The 20,180-nt window shown below is 63.3% G+C and carries 18 protein-coding genes and 1 other RNA gene; 9 read left to right on the forward strand and 10 right to left on the reverse strand.

Features of this window, described 5'->3' with window-relative positions:
• Position 1: 1 nt before the first annotated feature.
• The 8 genes from THIDRDRAFT_RS08115 to rsmI all read right to left on the reverse strand — a co-directional run bounded on the left by THIDRDRAFT_RS08115 (position 2) and on the right by rsmI (position 8,065).
• Positions 2–1,363: a UDP-N-acetylmuramoyl-tripeptide--D-alanyl-D-alanine ligase gene (locus THIDRDRAFT_RS08115; RefSeq protein ID WP_007040354.1), complete on the reverse strand. Its 1,362-nt coding sequence runs from the start codon at positions 1,361–1,363 to the stop codon at positions 2–4.
• Positions 1,363–2,931, reverse strand: coding sequence for a Mur ligase family protein (locus tag THIDRDRAFT_RS08120; RefSeq protein WP_007040355.1), 1,569 nt, complete (start codon positions 2,929–2,931; stop codon positions 1,363–1,365). The genes THIDRDRAFT_RS08115 and THIDRDRAFT_RS08120 overlap by 1 nt, the downstream gene beginning before the upstream one ends.
• The gene (locus THIDRDRAFT_RS08125; protein ID WP_007040356.1) at positions 2,928–4,691 is read right to left on the reverse strand and encodes a peptidoglycan D,D-transpeptidase FtsI family protein; all 1,764 of its coding nucleotides are present in this window, start codon (positions 4,689–4,691) and stop codon (positions 2,928–2,930) included. The genes THIDRDRAFT_RS08120 and THIDRDRAFT_RS08125 overlap by 4 nt, the downstream gene beginning before the upstream one ends.
• Positions 4,678–4,968 (reverse strand): cell division protein FtsL, encoded by a 291-nt coding sequence (ftsL, locus tag THIDRDRAFT_RS08130; protein ID WP_007040357.1) that lies wholly within the window; start codon positions 4,966–4,968, stop codon positions 4,678–4,680. The genes THIDRDRAFT_RS08125 and ftsL overlap by 14 nt, the downstream gene beginning before the upstream one ends.
• Positions 4,965–5,927 carry a 16S rRNA (cytosine(1402)-N(4))-methyltransferase RsmH gene (rsmH, locus tag THIDRDRAFT_RS08135; protein ID WP_007040358.1) on the reverse strand — a complete coding sequence of 321 codons (963 nt, stop codon included), beginning with the start codon at positions 5,925–5,927 and terminating at the stop codon, positions 4,965–4,967. The genes ftsL and rsmH overlap by 4 nt, the downstream gene beginning before the upstream one ends.
• 41 nt (positions 5,928–5,968) lie before the next feature.
• A complete protein-coding gene (gene mraZ / locus THIDRDRAFT_RS08140; RefSeq protein ID WP_007040359.1) occupies positions 5,969–6,424 on the reverse strand; it encodes a division/cell wall cluster transcriptional repressor MraZ in 456 nt (151 codons plus the stop codon).
• A gap of 307 nt (positions 6,425–6,731) precedes the next feature.
• An RNA gene (rnpB, locus tag THIDRDRAFT_RS23695) (RNase P RNA component class A) lies at positions 6,732–7,099 on the reverse strand.
• A 105-nt stretch (positions 7,100–7,204) separates the two neighbouring features.
• A complete protein-coding gene (gene rsmI / locus THIDRDRAFT_RS08145) occupies positions 7,205–8,065 on the reverse strand; it encodes a 16S rRNA (cytidine(1402)-2'-O)-methyltransferase (RefSeq protein ID WP_007040360.1) in 861 nt (286 codons plus the stop codon).
• A 36-nt stretch (positions 8,066–8,101) separates the two neighbouring features.
• Between rsmI and THIDRDRAFT_RS08150 the strand changes: the two genes are divergently transcribed.
• Genes THIDRDRAFT_RS08150 through THIDRDRAFT_RS08165 form a run of 4 tightly spaced genes read left to right on the forward strand, consistent with a single transcriptional unit; the run spans position 8,102 to position 12,365 of the window.
• The gene (locus THIDRDRAFT_RS08150) at positions 8,102–9,928 is read left to right on the forward strand and encodes a penicillin-binding protein activator (RefSeq protein WP_007040361.1); all 1,827 of its coding nucleotides are present in this window, start codon (positions 8,102–8,104) and stop codon (positions 9,926–9,928) included.
• A gap of 26 nt (positions 9,929–9,954) precedes the next feature.
• Positions 9,955–10,320 (forward strand): YraN family protein, encoded by a 366-nt coding sequence (locus tag THIDRDRAFT_RS08155; RefSeq protein WP_007040362.1) that lies wholly within the window; start codon positions 9,955–9,957, stop codon positions 10,318–10,320.
• The gene (locus THIDRDRAFT_RS08160; RefSeq protein ID WP_139058675.1) at positions 10,295–10,960 is read left to right on the forward strand and encodes a BON domain-containing protein; all 666 of its coding nucleotides are present in this window, start codon (positions 10,295–10,297) and stop codon (positions 10,958–10,960) included. Before THIDRDRAFT_RS08155 ends, THIDRDRAFT_RS08160 begins: the two co-directional genes overlap by 26 nt.
• A complete protein-coding gene (locus THIDRDRAFT_RS08165; protein ID WP_007040364.1) occupies positions 10,914–12,365 on the forward strand; it encodes an FAD-binding oxidoreductase in 1,452 nt (483 codons plus the stop codon). Before THIDRDRAFT_RS08160 ends, THIDRDRAFT_RS08165 begins: the two co-directional genes overlap by 47 nt.
• 46 nt (positions 12,366–12,411) lie before the next feature.
• Here THIDRDRAFT_RS08165 and ptsP read toward each other — a convergent pair whose 3' ends face one another.
• Together ptsP and THIDRDRAFT_RS08175 are read right to left on the reverse strand one after the other, a co-directional pair.
• Positions 12,412–14,673, reverse strand: coding sequence for a phosphoenolpyruvate--protein phosphotransferase (gene ptsP, locus THIDRDRAFT_RS08170; protein WP_007040365.1), 2,262 nt, complete (start codon positions 14,671–14,673; stop codon positions 12,412–12,414).
• A gap of 197 nt (positions 14,674–14,870) precedes the next feature.
• Positions 14,871–15,410 carry an RNA pyrophosphohydrolase gene (locus tag THIDRDRAFT_RS08175; RefSeq protein WP_007040366.1) on the reverse strand — a complete coding sequence of 180 codons (540 nt, stop codon included), beginning with the start codon at positions 15,408–15,410 and terminating at the stop codon, positions 14,871–14,873.
• Between the two features lie 286 nt (positions 15,411–15,696).
• Here THIDRDRAFT_RS08175 and THIDRDRAFT_RS08180 point away from each other — a divergent pair, with 286 nt between their 5' ends.
• The 5 genes from THIDRDRAFT_RS08180 to THIDRDRAFT_RS08200 all read left to right on the forward strand — a co-directional run bounded on the left by THIDRDRAFT_RS08180 (position 15,697) and on the right by THIDRDRAFT_RS08200 (position 19,845).
• Positions 15,697–16,353: a histidinol-phosphatase gene (locus tag THIDRDRAFT_RS08180; RefSeq protein ID WP_007040367.1), complete on the forward strand. Its 657-nt coding sequence runs from the start codon at positions 15,697–15,699 to the stop codon at positions 16,351–16,353.
• 161 nt (positions 16,354–16,514) lie between these two features.
• Positions 16,515–17,279 carry a GNAT family N-acetyltransferase gene (locus tag THIDRDRAFT_RS08185; protein WP_007040368.1) on the forward strand — a complete coding sequence of 255 codons (765 nt, stop codon included), beginning with the start codon at positions 16,515–16,517 and terminating at the stop codon, positions 17,277–17,279.
• 7 nt (positions 17,280–17,286) lie between these two features.
• Entirely contained in the window at positions 17,287–18,123 is an 837-nt protein-coding gene (locus tag THIDRDRAFT_RS08190; RefSeq protein ID WP_007040369.1) for a lysophospholipid acyltransferase family protein, read from the forward strand.
• Positions 18,120–19,346, forward strand: coding sequence for a glycosyltransferase family 4 protein (locus tag THIDRDRAFT_RS08195; protein ID WP_007040370.1), 1,227 nt, complete (start codon positions 18,120–18,122; stop codon positions 19,344–19,346). Before THIDRDRAFT_RS08190 ends, THIDRDRAFT_RS08195 begins: the two co-directional genes overlap by 4 nt.
• The gene (locus tag THIDRDRAFT_RS08200; protein ID WP_007040371.1) at positions 19,318–19,845 is read left to right on the forward strand and encodes a phosphatase PAP2 family protein; all 528 of its coding nucleotides are present in this window, start codon (positions 19,318–19,320) and stop codon (positions 19,843–19,845) included. The genes THIDRDRAFT_RS08195 and THIDRDRAFT_RS08200 overlap by 29 nt, the downstream gene beginning before the upstream one ends.
• The last annotated feature ends 335 nt before the right edge of the window (positions 19,846–20,180 follow it).

Raw genomic sequence — 20,180 nt, forward strand, 5'->3', positions numbered from 1 at the left:
CCTAACGCCCCACCTCGGCGCACAGCGCCTCTACGACCAGTTCCATCCGCGCCAGGCGCGAACCTTTGACCAGGACCCGATCATCCGGACCTAGCTCCGAACGCAGGAAGTCGACCAGCGACTCCCGCTGTGAAAAATGCTGCGCTCCCGACCCGAACGCCTCGCTGGTCCCGGCCGTCAAGGTCCCCAGGGTCGCCAAGCGTTCGACGCCAGCGGCCAAGGCCATGCGACCCAACTCACGATGAAGATGCTCGGCCTCGGGACCCAACTCACCGAGATCACCGAGCACCAGCCAACCGCGCCCACCGAGCCCAACCAGCACCTGGATCGCGGCCGCGATCGAGTCGGGATTGGCGTTGTAGGTGTCGTCAATCAGCGAGAGCCGGCCGCAAGAGCGCGGACAGAGCCGCCCCTTGACCGGGGACAAGGACGCCAGACCCTCGCGGATCGCCGTCTCTTCGATGCCAAGCGCGAGGGCGACCGAGGCGGCGGCCAACGCATTGCGGACGTTGTGGTGCCCCGCCAACCGAAGCCGGATAGGAATCGACGCCGAACCCAGCAGCGCACCGAACTCGGTGCGAAATCCGTCAGCGTCCCAGGCGACGCGAATGGAGGCCGGGTCGGCGCATAGATCGGCCGCGCCCGGCTCCATCCCGAAACCGAAGAGTCGGCGCCCCTCGGCCAGTTCGCGCCATAGCGGCGTGAAGGGCGAGTCGCCGGGCACCACGAAGGTGCCCCCGGACGCCAGACCGCGCGCGATCTCGCCCTTGGCCCGAGCGACACCCTCAAGACTGCCGAACCCTTCCAGGTGGGCACGCCCGGCGTTGGTGATGAGTGCCACATCGGGCCGTGCGATCTCGGTCATGTAGCCGATCTCGCCGTGATGATTGGCGCCCATCTCCAAGATCAAAAAGTCCTCGTCACGCGCCTGCAGCAAAGTCAGAGGCATGCCGATATCGTTGTTCAGATTGCCCAGCGTGGCCCGCACACGACCGGCACGTCCAAGAATCGCCGCGACCATTTCCTTGACGGTGGTCTTGCCGTTGCTGCCGGTGATGGAGACGACCCGTCCGGGGAAACGGTCCCGCCAGGCGGCGGCCAGACGACCGAGACCCAGACGGGTATCCGGCACGACCCATTGCGGCAGATCGAGCGGCAGCGGATGGTCGACCATCGCCGCCACGGCGCCCGAACGCTGTGCGGCCTCGACATATTGGTGGCCGTCGAATCGATCGCCGCGCAAGGCGATGAATAGCTGCCCGGAGCAGTCGGCGCGCGAATCCGTACCGACACTGGTAAAGGACCGGTCCTCTCCATGGAGGCGACCGCCTGCCTGGGCGATGGCATCGGCGAGAGTCCACATCAGTGGTGCCCCTCCCGCCATTCGCGCAAGGCCTCGACGACCTGTGCGCGATCGCTGAAATGCACCTTGAGCTCGCCCATATCCTGGATGATTTCATGCCCCTTGCCGGCAACCAGCACGGCGTCCTCGGTGCTCGCCAGGGCGATGGCCCGACGAATGGCCAAACCGCGTTGGCGCTCCAACCTCACCTCATCTGGAGCGGACACTCCGGCGAGGATATCGGCGAGGATGGCATCCCCCGACTCATGGCGCGGGTTATCGTCGGTCAGAATGATGTGATCGCTCAGTTGCTCGGCGATAGCGCCCATGCGGGCGCGCTTGGCGCGATCGCAACTGCCGTCGCAGCCAAAGACGCTGATGATCCGCCGATAGCCGTGCAGGCGCAGATTCAACAGCACCCGCTCCAGCGCCTCCGGCGTATTGGCGCTATCGACCACGACCTGCGGCGCGGACTCGGTACCGAAACATTCCATGCGACCGGGTACGGGACGCACGCACGCGATCTCGCGCGCCGCGCGATCGAGTGAGCCGCTACGCGAGCGCAGAACGGCGAGTATGGCCATGAGGTTCGCGGCATTGAAACGACCGAGCAGGCCGACCTCAAGCACGGCCTCCTCCAGTCCAGAATCACCCGTGCATTGGATGCGCATGCGCAGACCGCGCGGCCGGGTCTCGATCGAGCAAGCCTGGAGCCAGAGATCGCAGCGCCCGGGCGGATGGGCATCCGGTCGCAGGCTGTAGGCCGCAACCGACACATCGGGGTCCAGACCGGCCAGAATTTCGTCCGAAAAGGAATCGTCGAGGTTCAGCACGGCCCACGCCAATCCGGGAGACGCGAACAGTGCGCGCACGGACTCGACCTGGACGCCCCCCTCCTCATGCACGACACGCTGATTCCGACCCTGGTTGGTAAAAAGGGCATGCGAGACACGCACCGCCGACAGAGAGGAGCGCGCAGGCGCTTGGCTGGGCATCTCTAGAGTGATACCCCGAGCTCCGCGCGAACGCAGATCCTCCAGCGTCCATTGCAGGGTGAGCGGATCCGAGGTCGCGCTCGGGCCGACATGTAGATCCCCGGGAAAACCGTTGCCGATTGAACCGATCAGCGCGCAGGAGAACTCGGCCGAACATGCCTGGGCCAGCAGATGACCGAGACTCGTCTTACCGCTGGCCCCTGCGATACCAAAGACCTCAAGACGCGCACTGGGGGCACCATGGAATCGGTCGGCGATGGCGGCGAGGCGTGAGGACAGACCCACGACAGGGATCACCGGCAGACCAAGACGTCCCTCCAGGTGACGCATCACCTCGATCGGCCACTCATCGGTTGATTCGGCAAGAATCGCGATCGCCCCGCGTCGCCGCGCCTCGTCGGCGAAGGAGAGCGCATGCACGCAACGCCCCTGACAGGCGAGGAACAGTGCGCCTGGAATCAGCGTTCGGCTGTCCAGGGCAAGCCCCGACACCCGAAGATCCAAGACCGACTCCGACTCGGGCGGAAGATCGCAGAGTCCCTCGATCAGATCGCCGAGACGCCAGACATGACCGGTGCGCGCCAATGCCATCATGGCGTTAGCTCCTTGCGAGCGAGCAGCATGGAGGACGCGGGATCGTCGGGCGGCACATTGAACAGACGCAAGGCACCTTCCATCACCCGCTGAAAGACGGGCGCTGCCACGAGGCCGCCGTAATAGGACTTACCGCCCGGCTCGTCGACCATCACCACCATGACGAGACGAGGCTTGCCAACGGGCACGAAGCCGGCGAAGACCGCCTGATAGCGATGACCACCATAGCCTCGCGCACCGGCCTTCTTGGCCGTGCCTGTCTTGCCACCGACGCGGTAGCCAGGAATCTTGGCGCGCCTAGCGGTGCCCTTGTCCGAGACCACGGTCTCCATCATGGCCCGCACCTTGCGCGCGGTATCCACGCTCAAGACCCGTGTTTCACCCTCAATCGGATCGCTCGGGTCGCGCTTCAGCAGGGTCACCGGACGCTTGATGCCGTCGGCGGCAATCACGCTATAGGCCTGAGCGAGCTGCAATGCCGTCACCGAGAGGCTATAGCCGAACGCCATGGTCGCATGCTCGAAGGGCCGCCATTGAGAGTAGTGGCGGAGACTGCCGCGGCTCTCGCCCGGAAAACCAACGCCCGTCGGCTGACCGAACCCGACCTCGCGATACATGTTCCAGAGGCCCGCATAGTCCATCATCTGGGCAATCTTGACCGCTCCGACATTGCTCGACTTGGTGATGACGCCCGTCACGTCGAGCGTCCCATAGTTGTGCACGTCCTTGACCCGATTACGGCCCACCCGCAGAAATCCCGGACCAGTCTCAATCCGGGTCGTCGGCGCGATCAGCCCCTTCTCGAGCGCGGCCGCAACCACCAAGGGTTTGACGGTCGAACCCGGCTCCATGACGTCGGTCAGGGCGCGGTTGCGTCGACGGTCGCTGCCACCGTCTCGATCGCCATTGGGGTTGTAGCCAGGCTGATTGACCATGGCCAACACCTCACCAGTGGCGACGTCCAAAACCACGGCGGTACCACCCTTGGCCTTGTTCTCCTTCACCGCCTTCATGAGTTCGCGATAGGCGAGGAATTGCAGCCGGCGATCGAGACTCAACTCCAGATCCTTACCGGGATGCGGCGGACGGATTTGCTCGACCTCTTGAACGATGCGATGACGCCCGTCGCGAATGACCCGATGCAGACCAGGGACGGCCTTGAGTTGGTCGTCGTATTCGAGTTCCAGCCCCTCCTGCCCTCGGTCCTCGATGTTGGTGAAACCGATGACGTGTCCGAAAACCTCGGCTCCTGGATAAAACCGGCGATACTCGGTCTCGAAATCGACGCCCTCGATGCCGTGTTCCGCGATCGCCTCACGCACCGCGCGCGCCTCGCCGAAGGTGATCCTGCGTTTGATATAGAGGAAACCGCGCTCGCGATTGTCGAGAATCTTCTGACGCAGACCGCCCGCATCGAGCTTGAGCGCCGAGGCGAGCGGCCCGATGGCATCCAGATTCAGAACGAGCTTGCGCGGCTCCGCCCAGACCGTCTCGACGGGCGTGCTCACGGCCAACGGCTCGGCATTGCGATCGGTGATCATGCCTCGACGCGCGGCGATCTCGCCGTCGCGCAGATAACGCCGTTCGCCCTCGGTTTGCAGAAAATCCGTTTCGATGACCTGACGGAAGAAAACGGCCCCGGCCAATACCACGAAGGCGACCGACATCACACCCACGAGCAACTGACGGCGCAGACGCAGATTCGGCTTCGCCTTGGGTGTCGTCGCGTTTCGCCGCGCGCGGCGACTACGGCTGGCCATGACCCGCCTCCTCGACCAGGAGTACGTCGCTCAAACGCGGGGTGAACATACCCAGCTCCTGATGCGCCTTACGCTCGACGCGGGCATGGGTGGACAGTGCCGCCTCTTCGAGGCGCAGCCGATTCCATTCCACGTCGATCGCATCGCGCTGTGCTCGAAGGTCCTGCAAATGGGCGAATTGGATCCTCGTCAGATACTTGACGTGCACCACCTCGACCGCAGACAGGACCACTACCAGCGTGAGGAGAGCGAGCATGACAACCCCGTTGCGGCTCATGGCAAGCGCTCGGCGATGCGCATCACGGCGCTTCGAGCGCGCGGGTTCGCAGCCACTTCCTCATCACTGGAACGGACCTGCTTACCGAGCGCGCACAGACGTCCCCGAGTTTCGACCGCCTGGACGGGCAACCCCTTGGGCAGCTGAGGACCGCGCGACTCGTCGCGGATGAAACGCTTGACGATCCGATCCTCCAGCGAGTGGAAACTGATGACGACCAGGTGTCCGGCAACCGCGAGCAGGTCACAGACCTGATCGAGGCAGAGACGCACCTCGTCCAGTTCCTCGTTGACGCGAATGCGCAGCGCCTGGAAGGTCCGGGTCGCCGGATGCTTTCCCGGCTCGCGGGTCCGCACGCTGCGGGCGACCAGGTCGGCAAGCTGGCTGGTCGTGAGGATGGGCGTCTCGGCACGCGCCGCGACGATGGCGCGCGCAATCCGCCTGGAAAAACGCTCCTCGCCCAATTCATAGAGCACGCTGGCGATCTCAGATTCGTCCGCCTTGGCAAGCCAATCCGCTGCAGACAGCCCTCGCTCGGGATCCATGCGCATATCGAGCGGACCATCCGCGCCAAAGCTGAAACCGCGTCCAGGCGAGTCGAGCTGCGGCGAGGACACGCCGAGGTCCAATAGAATTCCGCTCAGCCTGCCCGCAACGCCGGCCTGGCGCGCAATCTCGCCGATGGAGGAAAAGCGACCATGGTGGATACTGAAGCGCGAATCCCGCGCGGCCAGCAATTCGCCCTCGGCGACGGCCTCCGGATCGCGATCGATCCCGATCAGACGACCGGCATGACCGAGTCGCTCAAGAACGGCACGACTGTGCCCACCCCGACCAAAGGTGCAATCGATATAGACGCCATCCGGATTCCAAACCAAGGCAGACACGCTTTCCTCCAGCAGAACTGGCAGATGCAGCGGAAGATCGCCAGACAAATCGTTGCGAAACACGTTGGTCATCTTTGAATTTCAAGTGGGCTAACAATTGCGCCGCATCGAACCTAAAGCGTCAGGGAACCGAGCCCGTTCGCCTGGGCCAGGTCACCGATCGCCGCATCGTTCAATGCCGCTTCGTTTCGCGAAGTCCAGGCATCTTCGTCCCAGAGCTCAAATTTGATGCCTTGTCCCACGAAGGCGACCCGCTTATCCAGAGTGGCAAAATCGCGGAGATACTGAGGAATCAGGATTCGACCTTGAGCGTCAACATCCACGTCTTGTGCGTTTCCGACATACAGACGCTGGAGAGAACGTGCTGTGGGATCAAGCGCGGGGAGCGCGGCGAACTTACGCTCGATGATTTCCCATTCGGGCTCTGGGTAAAGCAGAAGACACCGATCGCGATCTACCGTAATGACCAGATGCGAACCACACGTCTCCTGCAAGCGCTCGCGATGCTTGGCTGGAATCGCGAGACGCCCCTTGGCATCCAGATTGACGATGGAAACCCCCCGAAACACCAGCGCCCTCCTGGCTAGTCGCCACTGGTGGTTTTCGCCCCGACCCCACTAAACACCACTGACCCCCACTTGCTTCCCATGTTAGAGGTGACCCTGGGTATCGTCAAGAAAGCACTGACCTTTATTCTTGACAGTCAGCAACTTAGAGGCGGAAGTTAGGCCGACATAACAACTTCGGCAAAGAGCCTACTTTTCAAGGGTATGGGAAAGAAATCTCAAGTAATGTAGCAACTAGAGAAACCAAGTCGCAGATGGACTTTGGCGGCACTCGGGGAACAGCGAAGGGGGGAATGGTTCCGGATGGAGGAGAGGGAGTCAGCCGATAAGCCGGGTTCTGTCGAGGGCAGCCATTCATCTGGGACATGCGTCACCGCATGCCTCAAGCGACCTACCCGGGAACACACGCGGGCCGCGTGCTGCAGAGTGAACTGCGCGCTCCCCTATTTGGTCTTGCTCCGGGTGGGGTTTACCCTGCCACTGATGTTGCCACCAGCGCGGTGCGCTCTTACCGCACCTTTTCACCCTTACCGCCCGCCGTGAGGCGGGGTTGGCGGTATCTTTTCTGCGGCACTTTCCGTGGACTCGCGCCCCCCAGGCGTTACCTGGCACCCTGCCCTATGGAGCCCGGACTTTCCTCCCCTTCCAGATGGAAGGAGCGGCTGCCTGGCTGACTCCCAGCCGACTATTCTACATGAGTTACGCAACCATGACGGCGCCCTATTCAACGCCGTTCCAAGAAAGACATGAGGATTTTCGACGCACCAAGACGTGAGGTAAGGATCACTCCCCCTCCCCGCCGAGCCCCAAATCGAGCCCCAACCGATAGAGCGAATTCTTCTTGGCACCGGTCAGTCGAGCGGCCAACGCCGCCGCCTGACTCAGTGGCAACGAGTCGGCGAGGACGCGGAGAACCCGTTCCTGCTCCTCGCGCCCAGCGCCATCGCCCCCGGTACCCCGCCCCTGAATCAGGATCACCAGCTCGCCGAGCTGCTGCTCCGCGTCCTCCTCGACCCGACGCGCGAGTTCGGTGGCCGAGCCGAACAGAAAGGTTTCGAACCGTTTGGTCAGCTCGCGGGCTAAAACGACGCGCCGCGCATCGCCCAGGGTCTCGGCAACATCGGAGAGCGTCGCCACCGCACGCTTACCGCTTTCGTAGAGGATCAGGGTTCCCGGCTCACCGGCAACGTCCTTCAGCCACGCCTGGCGCTGCGACCTTGAGCGCGGGGGAAAACCGAGAAAGAGAAAACGGTCGCTGGGAAGTCCAGCCGCAGAGAGTGCGCAGATCAGGGCGCTCGGACCCGGAATAGGAACGACGGTAAAACCCTGCTCTCGAGCTGCCGAAACCAGACTGTAGCCGGGATCGCTGATGAGCGGCGTTCCCGCGTCCGACACCAGGGCGACATCCCGCCCATCCTCCAACGCACTCAACAGACGGTGCGACACGCGCGTCTCATTGTGATCGTGACAGGCGACCAGGTTCGCTGAAATCCCGAAATGATTGAGCAGGCGAAGGGTCTGCCGCGTATCCTCTGCGGCGATCAAATCCACATCAGTCAGGACCTTGCGAGCACGCTCCGTCATATCCGCGAGATTGCCGATCGGCGTCGCGACCACGTATAGTACCCCACCAGATTGCTGCATCTTGCGCTCCTGACAGCCTTCGAACGGAACGGAATCATGCCCAAGCATTGCGTTGCCCGCACCTCCCTGTCCATCACCTATTGGTTGACGGCCATTATTGCCGCAATCCTGCTGACCGCCTGCGCGGTCAACCCGACCTTCGACGAGGCACAGATCCTGGCTCCGGTCGCGCGAACCGACCTGGACCGCGCCGCCGCTGCGGAGCGTCAAGGCAAGCAACGCGAAGCGGCCGACATCTATCTGCAACTCGCGCCCCGATCACCGCAACCCGCGCGCGCCCAGTTGCAGCTGAAGGCGCTCCACGCCTATCTGTCCGCCGGACGGACAAGCGAGGCCGCGAAGCTGGTCGCAACGCTCTCCGCCGCCCCCCTGACATCCCTGCAGCACCAGCTGCTTCGACTCGAACAAGCGGACCTGGCCCTGCTGTCGAATCACCCCAAGGAAGCGATTGCACATCTCGAACGCATGCGGTCGAACGCGCTCCCCAAGACATTCCAGGTGCGCCGACTGGGCACCCTGGCCTTCGCGCAACGCCTCGCCGATCGGCCGATCGCGGCCGCCGAGTCGCTGGCCCAGCTCGACCGGGTGCTCAACGGCGAGGACGCGCGCCTAGCCAATCAGGTCTCGCTCGTCTCGGCGCTCGCCTCGCTGCCCCAAGCGCGACTGCAGACGCTGGCCCGAAACGGCAGCGGAGCGATGAAGGGCTGGGCAGGGGCTGCACTCGCGCTCAAGGGCGCAAACGCCTCTCCCGAACGATTAAAATCCAGTTATCGGACCTGGAAAGACGCACATTCAGGACATCCGGCAAGCCCCGATTTGGGAAATGCCTACGCCGAAATGCTGACCGGAGGCTATACCGATGGCGACCGGGTCAGCGTCATGCTGCCGCGTAACGGTCGTTTCGCTGCTGCGGCCAAGGCGGTGAGAGAGGGCATTGAGGCCGCCAAGCGCGCGGACACAAGCAACCGGACCCCAACGCTCAAGTTCGCGGACAGCACCAATGCGACACGCGTGACATCGCTTCACGCCAAGGCGGTCCAATCCGGCGCCGATTACGTCATCGGTCCACTGGAAAAACCCGCCGTCGATGCGCTCCTGAGAAAACGTTATCTGCCGCTCCCAACACTGGCACTGAACGAGGCGACCCACGGCGACCGACGTGCCGAGAACCTCTTCCAGTTCGCCTTGTCACCGGAGAACGAGGCGACCGAGGCCGCCAATACCGCATTCACCATGGGCTCGCGACGCGCACTCATCCTCTATCCGCAAGGTGCCTGGGGCAACCGCATGGCCACCGCCTTCCGCCATCAGTGGCGCAATCTCGGCGGCACCCTGCTCGGGCAGGCGACCTACAACCCAAGGCGGTCGAGCTACGCGGCGACGTTGCGCAAGTTGATGGCGGATTCGAGCGCCGACCTCCTCTTCCTGGTCGCCACCGCAGAGCCGGCGCGCCGCATCTATCCGCATATCCAGTCGCTCGCGCCCGCCGGACTGAAGGTGGTCGCGACCTCGCATGTCTACTCGGGACGTTTCGACCCGGCGCGCGACAGACCGCTGATCGGACTCTATTTCGTCGACATCCCATGGATGCTCGACAGGAACGCCGATGGCCCCCTGTCGCGACAACGCCTCATGGGCACCTCAATGAGCGTGGCGGGTCCGCTGGCTCGACTCTATGCGATGGGGATCGACGCCTACCGACTGGCACCACATCTCACGGAGATGTCGAGGAATCGTGGCGCCTTTTATCCGGGACAAACGGGCGGACTCTCAATGGACCCGCTGGGCCGGATCAAGCGGCAACTCACGCTCGCGCGTTTCACCGCTCAAGGCCCGCGCCCAGCCGACGAAGCACCGGATTGAGCAAAGGCGAACACCCGAAACGCCCGATGAAACCACCGAGGGACACGAGCCGGATCGGCGCCGAGGCCGAGCGACTTGCCGAGTCCTTCCTGAACGAACAGGGCCTTAAGACGCTGGCCCGCAATCACCGCTGCCGGTATGGCGAAATCGATCTCGTCATGCGCGATGGTGCGGTCCTCGTCTTCGTTGAGGTACGATTCCGCCGTTCGAACCAGTTCGGCACACCGGCCGAAACCGTCGACAGACGCAAGCAGAAACGCCTCATCACGACCGCCCGACACTACCTAAACACCAACCCCAGCACCTTGCCTTGCCGTTTCGATGTCATCGCCATCGACGGCCAGAATCGCATCCAATGGATCCAACATGCCTTCGCCGTCGAATCGACCTAGACCCTCAATAGAGGTTGCAACGACCTCCAACACCACGCTGCATCATACCCGACCAAAACCCGCACCCAGGGTCGCCATCGCCTTGGTCATAGCGCTCGCCGCCACCTCGCTCGGTGGTTGCGGCGCAATGATCGTCGGAGGGGCCGCAGTCGGCGCATCGGCGCTCTACGATAGACGCGACCACCTGATCTTCATCGCAGACCAGGAGATCGAGCTGACGGCAACCCATGCCTTGCAGCAAGACAAACAGATCGAGGGCCATTCGAGGATCTCGGTCACCAGCTACAACCAAAGCGTTCTTCTGACAGGCCAGGCGGAATCAGAAAAGGTCGCCCATCATGCAACCCAAGTCGTCAGCCAGATTCCCAGAGTCAAACGGGTGATCGACGAGATCAGCATCGGTCCAAACATCAGCCTGACCCAGGAGTCCGAGGACCTCTACATCACCTCCCGCGCGAAACTGACCATGACCAGGGTGAAGCTACCCGATTTCAACCCGACACGGATCAAGGTGGTAACCGAAAACCGTGTCGTCTATCTGCTTGGACTCGTCAGCCCGGAAGAAGCGGATGCCGCAACCGAACAGGTCCGCTATGTCCCAGGCGTCGAGCGCGTGGTCAAGCTCTTTGAATACAAATAACCCCATCCCCCCCTCCATCCCAGAACTCTCGAACGGATTTCGCCGAGTACTGGCGCACATCGCTGGCGACGGGCGTCTACTCACGGATCCGGCCGACTGCTGGGCCTATGGCTACGACAACAGCCGACGCCACGCCCTGCCCCAGGCCGTGGTCTTTGCCTCGGACGAGGAGCAGATTCTCCAGTTGGTGAGTCTCTGTCGTGACGCGGGCGTGCCGCTGACCGCGCGTGGCCGAGGAACGGGCACGACCGGGGCCACGGTTCCCGATCGAGGCGGCGTCGTGCTTTCACTGGAGCGCATGGACCGCATTCTTCAGATCATCCCCGAGGACCGGCTGGCGATCGTCCAACCTGGGGTGCTCAACGCCCAGTTACAGCAGGCGGTCGGCGATCTCGGATTCTTCTGGCCGCCCGATCCCACGAGCGCGGCGACCTGCACCATCGGCGGCAACCTCGCCTACAACTCGGCCGGCCCGAGAGCGGTGAAATACGGCACTGCCCGCGAAAGCACCTTGGGGCTCAGGGTCGTGACCGGACGGGGCGAGGCACTACGCACCGGTGTCATGACCACCAAGGGCGTCGTCGGCTACGACCTGACCCGTCTCATCATCGGTTCGGAAGGCACCCTCGCCATCATCACCGAGGCCACGCTCAAGCTGACCCCCTTGCCCGAGACCAAGCGCACGCTGCGCGCGACCTATAAAGATATCCATGCCGCAGCGGCCGCCGTCTCGGCCATCATGGCCCAACCGATCATCCCCTGCGCGCTGGAGTTCATGGATGCCTCGGCTATCGCGACCGTCCGCCACTATGCCGAGTTCGACCTACCGGACGGGGCCGGCGCAGCGCTCATGATCGAACTGGACGGTTCGGCCGCCTGCATCGAGGAGTCGGTGTCGGCGGTCTGTGCCGCCGCCCGTAACGCAGGCCTGCTGGAACTGCGACGCGCCGAGAGCAAGGAGGAGATTGCAGCCTTGTGGAAGACGCGCAAGGCGCTATCGCCGACGCTGCGCCACATCGCGCCCAAGAAGATCAATGAAGATGTCGTGGTCCCGGTCTCGCGCATGGGCGAGTTCATCGAAGGACTCGAACAGCTCTCGCAGAGCACCGGCATCCGCATCGTCAACTTCGGCCATGCCGGAAACGGCAACATCCATGTCAATCTCCTGATCGACCCGGACGACCCGGACGAGGTCGCCCGAGCCGCCGAGTGTCTGGACGCGGTCTTCGCCCTGGTTCTGCGTCTTGACGGAACCCTATCCGGTGAGCACGGGGTAGGAATCGAGAAACGCGACTTCGTCGGTCAGGAGCTTGGCCCGACGGCGCTCGCGCTCATGGCGGATATCAAACGCTGCTTCGACCCGGCCGGCATCCTGAACGCAGGCAAGGGCTTTCCGTCACCCTGATACGCTGAACCCTGACCAGAGGACCGAGCGCCCCCGCACCGGTTGGTTACTTGCCGGGCCGCACCAAGGCACCAAGGCCGACACCATCGAGCGCATCCAGGAGCAGCCGGCGCACCGCGCCGGCATCCTCGCACTCGAGTGCGACCTTCAGCACCTCGCGCGCCCGCGCCCGGCTGATACTGCGAATGACCCGCTTGACCCGCAGCAGACCGCCCGCCCCCATGCTCAGGCTATGCACGCCCATGCCAAGCAGCAGGAAGGTCGCCAGTGGATCGCCAGCCATCTCGCCACAGACGCTCACCTCGCGCCCATGCAGCTTAGCCCCGGTCAGAATCTGCAGCAGGGCGCGCAGAACCGCCGGATGGTATTCGTTGTAGAGCTTGGCGACATGGGGGTTATTGCGATCGACAGCCAGCAGATATTGGGTTAGATCGTTGGTTCCGACCGAGAGGAAATCGACGCGCCGAGCCAGTGCCTCGGTCTGATAGACGGCAGCAGGCACCTCGATCATGACACCAATCGGCGGCATCTTGACCTGGTAGCCCTCTTCCAACAGTTCGTCATGGGCACGGCGAATCAGCAGAAGGGCATCGTCCACCTCGCCAACCGTGCTGATCATCGGCAAGAGCAGACGCAGATTGTCGAGTCCGATCGCCGCGCGCAGGATGGCCCGCACCTGGGTGAGGAAGATTTCCGGCTGATCGAGCGTGATGCGGATACCACGCCATCCCAGAAAGGGATTGGCTTCCTGCATCGGGAAATAGGGCAGCGGCTTGTCGCCACCGATGTCCAGGGTACGAATGGTCACGGGACGCGGTGCGAACAACTCCAAGACTTGGCGATAGTTCGCCATCTGGGCTCCCTCGCCCGGGAAGCTGTCGCGCACGATAAAGGGAAGCTCGGTGCGATAGAGACCGACGCCGGCCGACTCCTCGATCCCCAGCGGACGCGCCTCCGACACCAGACCGGTGTTCAGATAGAGCGGCACCAGATAACCATCGGTGGTCTCGGCCGGCAGATGCCGAAGGGTCTGTAGCTCGCTCGTCAGCGCCGCATCGTCCTCGGCGAGCCGCTGATACTCGGAGCGCACCGCCGGTCCCGGCGAGACGTAGACGCGCCCACGGTAGCCATCGACCACCATCTCGCGCCCCTCGATCCGGCTGACCGGCAGATCCGAAACGCCCATGGCGGCCGGAATCCCCATGCCCCGAGCCAGAATGCCGACGTGCGAGGCACCCGAACCCGTCGTCGAGACGATGCCGACCAAACGCTCGCGAGGAACGTCGGCGATCTGCATCGCACTGATCTCCTCACCGACCAGGATCGTCTGGGGCGCGTACTCGATCGGACCGGCCGCCTGATTCTGTAGATGCATCAGGATGCAGCGTCCCAGATCCCGCACGTCCGAGGCGCGCTCACGCAGATAGGCGTCGTCCATGTCGTCAAAGACACGGGCATGCTCGGTGATCGTCTCGCGCAGGGCGCCAGGCGCCCAATTTCCGGCGCGGATCCGCGACAGCGTCCCCTCGATCAGGGTGTCGCTTTCGAGCATCAGACGCCAGGCGTCGAACAGGGCCATGTCCTCGGCACGCAGATGATTCTGGGTACGCGCCGCGAAGCGCTCCAGATCCTGTATGACGTCCCCCACCGCGCGGCGGAACTCCTGGACCTCGACCTCGGCGTCGTCGGGACGACGATCCGGTACCGCATTCAGATCGGCTGGGGGATAGACCACAACGGCCTCGCCGATACCGATTCCGGACGAGGCGGCGAGCCCGGGAAGGAAGCGCTGCGGGATACCGTCGTCTTGGAGACGGGCGAGTTCGCCACTGGTGCGCGCAAAGGTGATGGCACCGGCCAACTGCGAGGCGAGGGTCATGACAAAGGTAACCTCGTCCTCCCCGAAATGACGCCGACGACGCTGACGCAAGACCAGCACGCCCAGCACCTTACGGTTCTGGATGATGGGTGCGCCGAGGAAGCCGTGATAGCGCTCCTCGCCCGTGTCGATGATGCACTCGTAGCGCGGATGATTGGCCGCGTCGTCCAGATTGATCGGCTCGGCCCGTTCGCTGACCAGACCGATCAAGCCGCGACCCAATTCGAGACGCACGCGCCCAACGGCATCCGGTCGCAGTCCCTCGCTCGCCTGCAGAACGTGACGATGATTCTCGAAATCGTTGAGATAGACCGAGCAGACATCGGCGCCCACCGCCTGCTTGACGCGCCGCACGATGATATCAAGCGCCAGTTGGAGGTCAGGGGCGTTGTTGACCTCCTGTACGATACGCCGGAGCGACTCCAGCATGCTCGGTGGAGCCGCCTGATGGGATGTAGCCTGTTGGCTTGGTGAGGGATCGGACACACTCTTGCCTGAATTCAGCTGAGATGAAACAAGGCCGCCGCGATAGGGCGAGGGCGATGACCGATCGACAGGGGCGCCGAGGCAGGGACCAATGCCCCCGAGCGCCCGAGCCGAGACCCGATGTCAGGATCCGAGGCCATCTACGGACAGCGCTGCCGCAGGAGCCTCGCCCCGCCCGCATAGTGACTCTCTCGCAGTGGAGCACCATCCGGGTAGAGGGTTGGCGCCAATTCCTCAAGTGCCTGTAGATACACATGGCGCTTGAAATAGACCACCTCGTTCAAGGGCTGCCAGTATCGGACCCAGCGCCAGGCGTCGAACTCGGGCTTATCGGTATGGTCGAGACAGAATGCCTCTTCGCCACAATTCACCCGCAGCATAAACCAGATCTGCTTCTGACCGATGCAGGTCGGACCGCAATGACGGCGGATGTAGCGTTTGGGAAGGTGGTAACGCAGCCAACCGCGCGTGAAACCGAGAATGGTGACCTGCTGTTCCTGCAAACCGACCTCCTCTTCGAGCTCGCGGAACATCGCCTCCTCTGGCGTCTCGTTCGGGTTGATGCCTCCCTGAGGGAACTGCCATGCGTTCTGGCCAACGCGGCGTCCCCAGAATAGGCGGCGATCCTGATTGCTCAGGATGATACCGACGTTTGGTCTGAAGCCGTCGTGGTCGATCAAAGGGTCTCATCCAGTTGGCGTTTTCGGACCAATTCTTCCATATCCGACGCATCTGCGGCAAGCAGACAGATCCGCTAAGCAATTGTCAATCAACAGCTTGCCCGCACAGATTGAAGCGGCGCTCGAAATCGAGCGCCGGGATCAGCATCCACGCGGCCCAGTCCCTTGAAACGCGCCAGCAAATCCGCGAGTATCGCCACGAATCGACCGAGTATCGCTGCATAATACCCGTCAGATCGCACTTTCCACCACCCTCGCACAGGCAACGCCCAGGACGCACCCGCGCATGGCTCTCGCACTCTTCGATCTCGACAATACCCTACTCGCCGGAGACTCCGACCATCTATGGGGACGATTTCTCGCCGCCAGCGGGATCGTCGACGGTGCCCACTACGAGCGCGAGAACGAGCGTTTCTACGCCGAGTATCGCGCCGGAACCCTGGATATCGACGCATTTCAGCGCTTCTCGCTCCAGCCGCTACGCGACAACCCCAGGGAGGAGATGGAAAGGCTGCGCAAGGCATTCATCACAGAGCAGATCGAGCCCATCATGCAGGACTCGGCCCGGGCACTCATCGCCCGCCACCGGGATGCCGGCGATACCCTCCTCATCATCACCGCCACCAACGCCTTCGTCACGGCACCCATCGCCGAACGATTCTGCGTTCCTCATTTGATCGCGACGAACCCAGCCCAGAGCGAGGGACGCTACACGGGAGAAGTCGAGGGGACACCGGCCTTTCGCGAAGGCAAGGTGCTCAGACTGGAGGCCTGGCTGCAAGAGCAGCACCTGGATCTCGACGGAAGCACCTTCTATAGCGACTCGCACAACGATCTGCCGCTACTGGAGCGTGTAACACACCCCGTCGCGGTCGATCCCGACCCCAGCCTGCGCGAGACCGCCGCCTCACGAGGTTGGCCCATCATTTCGCTGCGCAGCTGAGTTCCGGGGCGGACACCGAGCGTACCAGCAACCAAGACAGCATACTGGCCAACCAACCCGCCCGCACGTCTTCACCAGCCCGTCATGCTGCACACATCAAGCTGAAATAGTCTCAAAATATCATAACCCTCTACTTGCCGAACAACTGTCGAGGGTTTTCAATGGCCGTGTCTGCTTCTGCCCAGGTCGCCCCACGCGGTGAGCGACTTTTCGTCGAGCTCGCTACATCCGAACACGAAGTGCGCGAGGCGCAGGCCCTGCGCTACCGGGTCTTCGGCGAAGAGATGGGCGCCAAGCTCAAGGGCCCCGCCAAGCTCGACATCGACGAATTCGACGATTACTGCAAGCATCTCCTGGTCCGCGAGACCAAGAGCGGACAGGTGGTCGGTTGCACGCGCATCCTGACCGATAGCGAGGCCAAACGGCTCGGGCGCTTCTACTCCGAGAGCGAGTTCGACCTTGAACCCATCAAGGCGCTCCCAGGACGCCTGCTCGAAGTCGGCCGCACCTGTATCGCACCCGAGTTCAGACAGGGCTCCGCCATCGCGGTACTTTGGTCCGGCCTGGCCGGATTCATCCACCTGCATCAGTTCGACTATCTATTCGGCTGCGCCAGCGTACCGCTCGGCGAGCGAGACATCCAAGCAGCCGCCATCATGAACCGGATACGCCGCCAGGCGATGGGCCCCGAGCACCTGCGGGCGACACCGCGCGCGCCGCTGCTCACCAGCCAGACATCCGACGACACCTTGGACGCCCCCTTGCCGGCACTGCTTCGCGCCTACATCCGGCTCGGCGCCAAGGCCTGCGGCGAACCCTGCCGCGACCCGGATTTCGGCGTCGGCGATGTCCTGATGCTGCTCAACGTCGACGAGCTCAATCCTGCGTATTCGCGCCATTTCCTGGAACGCCTTAGCGAAAGATGAGAGCCTGATGGTCGGAAAGTCACTTTGGAGGAGCCTTCGAGTCGTCGAGCACCTGAGTACGGGTGCCTTGATCGCGCTCTACGTGAACCTGCGCCACCGGGATGGCCAACAGCCCGACTGGCTACCCCGGGTCACCGCCTGGTGGCACAAACGGCTGTGCGCCACGCTCGGCGTACGGATCTCGGTTCGAGGCCGACTGGAGCCGGGTTGCCTGCTGATCGCCAACCATATCTCCTGGCTCGATATTCCGATCATCGGCGCGCAGGGCCGGATCGGCTTCCTCTCCAAGTCCGAGGTCCGCGACTGGCCGCTCATCGGCTGGATGGCCGAGATTGCCGGGACCCTCTTCATCGCCCGAGGGGCGAACCAGACGACCGACATCGCCTCGCACATCTCCGAGCTGGTTGCGTCCGGCGGCACGCTGGTGATCTTCCCGGAGGGGACCACGACCGACGGCCATGAGGTGCGACGCTTCCACCCCAGACTCTTCGGCATCGCCCAAGGCTCGGGCCCCAGAATCCAGCCAGTCGCGATCGGCTATCGCCGGGGCGCCGACCCGGCACCGGAACGAGAGGCGGCCTATATCGGCGAGGACACCCTGGTTGCCAGCCTCTGGCGCATCATCCGTCACCCGAACCTGGTCGCCGACATCCAGTTCCTGCCGCCAATCCAGGCGGGCGAGAACGACCCTCGCCGCGCACTGGCGGAACGCACCCATGACGTGATCACGGAGGCACTGGGCCTCGCCGCGAAACGCCCCGCGCGCCATTCCGCACCGGAGCCCGTCTCGGACCGCGCGGACAAGGCGATGGACCTCGACCCAAACCCGGCGCTGATCCAATGACTGCCGCAGAACAGAACGCATCCTCCGCGAAGACGAACCCGGCACTTCGAGTCGCCATCGTTACCGAAACCTATCCGCCCGAGATCAATGGTGTCGCGAACACCATGCTGCATCTCGCCGAAGGACTCGCAAACAGAGGGCACCGCATCCAACTCGTCCGCCCCAAACAGACGGCGGATCAAGACACGACCAAACGCGCCGACATGGATCTGATGTTGGTTCCGGGATTGCCCATTCCAGGCTACCGTGGCTTGCGCTTCGGACTGCCCGTCTATTGGCGCATGCGCCGCTTCTGGCATCGCCATCGACCGGATCTGGTCTACATCGCGACCCAGGGACCGCTCGGCCACGCGGCACTGTCCGCCGCGCGGGCGCTCAAAATCCCCGCGATCACCGGATTCCACACCCAGTTCCAACAATACAGCCGTCATTACGGACTCGGCCTACTGACCCGCCGCATCGCCAATTCGCTGCGTCATTTCCACAACCGATCGGACACGACGCTCGTACCGACGGCGGAACTCAAGGCCGAGCTGTCTGCGGACGGCTTCCTCAATCTGCACGTCTTCGGCAGAGGGGTGGACGTCGACCAGTTCTCGCCCGCTTGGCGTAGCGCCGAACTACGTCGCGCCTGGGGCTGCGGGGATGACGATCTGATCGTGCTCTATGTCGGACGGATCGCGGCGGAGAAAAATCTGGATCTGGCACGCGAGGCATTCCAGGCCATCCAGTCGCATCGACCGAGCGCGCGCTTCGTGCTGGTCGGAGACGGCCCGGAAGCGGTTCACATGCAGCGCGAATTTCCCGCGTTCATCTTCGCCGGAGCAAAGGTCGGCGCCGAGCTATCCGCGCACTATGCCTCTGGCGATCTCTTTCTGTTCCCCAGCCTCACGGAGACCTTCGGCAACGTGGTCACCGAGGCCATGGCAAGCGGACTGCCCGTCATCGCCTTCGACTATGCCGCACCCCACACCTACATCCGTCCCGGAGAGAACGGCATGACCGTGCCCATGGAGGATCACGCAGCATTCGTCGCTGCAAGCCGCGAAACCGTAAGCGATATCGGACGTCTACGTGAAATGGGGAAGGCCGCACGCAAAACGGCCGAGGACATCAGTTGGGATCGGGTTCTGGGCGGGGTCGAGGAACGTCTCTTCGAAGTGATCCACCAACAGCGTGGAACGGAGGCTCGTCATGCAAGTATGGCTACAACAGCTGAATGAAATCGAAGCGCCGATGTGCCGGCTCTGGAGTCGGTCGGGCCAGCGCAACTGGATCCAACGCCCCTTCGCCGTCATCAGCCGTCTCGGCGACGGGATCTTCTGGTACAGCCTCATGGGCGTCCTGCCGCTGGTCTACGGTCTCACTGGCGTGCAGGCCAGTCTGCACATGCTCGCGACAGGCGGCATCGCACTCGCCCTCTACAAATCACTCAAAGGCGTCACGCGCCGCGAACGGCCCTGCCGCTATGCAAGCGACATCATCGCGATCGTGCCACCGCTCGACCGCTATAGCTTCCCGTCCGGCCACACGCTCCACGCGGTCAGCTTTTCGACGGTCGCCATCTATTACATCCCGGAACTGGCCTGGCTGCTGGTCCCCTTCACCTGCCTCGTCGCCGCGTCGCGCGTCATTCTCGGACTCCATTACCCCAGCGACGTCCTGGTCGCCACCCTGATCGGCCTGGGTCTGGCCTACTGCGGCATCATGCTGGTCGTTTGACGGCGGCCAGCGGGGCTGGTGTAGGGCGCAATAGCGATAGCGTATTGCGCCGCATGGCAGACCACAGCTCAGCTGTCGAACCCCGATCAACCACCCTGTTTCGTCGATTGTTCACAGCCAACCGGTGCACAGTGAGAAGCCGACTGAAATCGGATAGCCGGGGGTTTTTCTCCCCCGGCCTCCACAACACCCCGCATGCGGGTCCGCACGGGGCGTTTCCTTCGGGTTTAAAAGGATCACCGAAGAATGGCGACCTCCAACGCTGGCTACATAACGGACCGCCAAGGCCGATTCACCCGGTCGGGTGCAATTCAGCCATTGAGATTCGCCAGGCT

Origin of the sequence: Thiorhodococcus drewsii AZ1, assembly GCF_000224065.1 — a bacterium.
GTDB lineage: Bacteria > Pseudomonadota > Gammaproteobacteria > Chromatiales > Chromatiaceae > Imhoffiella > Imhoffiella drewsii.